The organism is Sporosarcina aquimarina, from assembly GCF_033253705.1.
Taxonomy (GTDB): domain Bacteria; phylum Bacillota; class Bacilli; order Bacillales_A; family Planococcaceae; genus Sporosarcina; species Sporosarcina aquimarina.
This window is the reverse complement of the sequence record NZ_JAUBDH010000025.1, coordinates 1-1078: the sequence shown is the minus strand read 5'-3', so window position 1 is coordinate 1078 and position 1078 is coordinate 1. Positions and strand designations below refer to the sequence as shown.

General features: G+C 42.1%; 1 protein-coding gene. It reads right to left on the bottom strand.

Features of this window, described 5'->3' with window-relative positions; translation table 11 throughout:
- Positions 1–100: 100 nt before the first annotated feature.
- Positions 101–1078, bottom strand: a 978-nt coding sequence (locus QT716_RS16250; RefSeq protein ID WP_317937210.1) for a transposase, incomplete at its 5' end; no start/stop codon positions are given.

Genomic DNA, 1078 nt, shown 5'->3' with positions numbered 1-1078 from the left:
TGGGACAAAACTAGCTCATATGAAGTAAAAAAGCGAATCCTCACTTGAAATTCAGTGAGGATTCGCTTTTTCTTGTCATGAATTCCTATTTTCAGTCTGGTTAACTGTTCATAGCCGTGTATTTCCTTAGATTAACGGCCATGAAGGCAAAACCCATTTCATTCCTTACTTTCTCATGACTCCTTACGGAGAATCGAGTGAACGACAAATTCGCCTTCAGAAATCCAAAAACTGGTTCTACGTCAATCTTCCGTTTCCCGTAGAGTACACCTGTTTTCTTCTCTGAAAGCTTCGCACGGATGGTAGCTTTATGCGTTTCCCATGTTTCATTGATTGATAACTTTCGATTGTTTCCTTCCTCTGCTTTGGTACAGTTGGAGCGCAAGGGACAATCGGAGCAATCTTCACATTCGTAGATTTTAAAATGGCGCGTGAAGTCATACTTGTCGGTTCGTTTCGAAAAGTGGCTGAATGAGAGCTGTCGGCCATTCGGGCAGGTATAACTATCATTGTTTGCATCATATGCCCAATTCGCCGTGTTGAAAGGATTCTCTTTCCATTTCTTCTTCTGTTCTTTCCGATATTGGTTGTAGGTAATCAATGGAACTCGCTCTCTGTTGTCGAGAATATCTCCATAATTCTGTTCACTGCCATAGCCAGCGTCTGCGACAATATAGTCAGGTAGATCAAAAAAATCTTTTTCAATTCGATCAAGAAATGGAATGAGTGTGCGGGTATCGGTTGGATTCGGATAAATATCGTAAGCAAGTGCGTATTGCCCTTCTGTAGCAACTTGCACATTATAACCGGCCTTGAGTTGACCATTCTTCATGTGATCTTCTTTCATCCGCATAAAGGTGGCGTCGTGATCTGTTTTGGAATAGCTGTTCCGTGATCCGAAGATTTCCATGTCTTTGCGGTATTTTTCTTTGCGTCTCAAGAAGTCCTCGAATTGTTTCCGGTATTGTTTCGGTTCTTTCCGTTCGGAACGAAGTTTTTTGCGCACACTCGTATCCTCGCTCGCTTCAATCTTTTGATCATATCTCTGTACAGTATCTTCCAGTTGGTTTAGGATGCC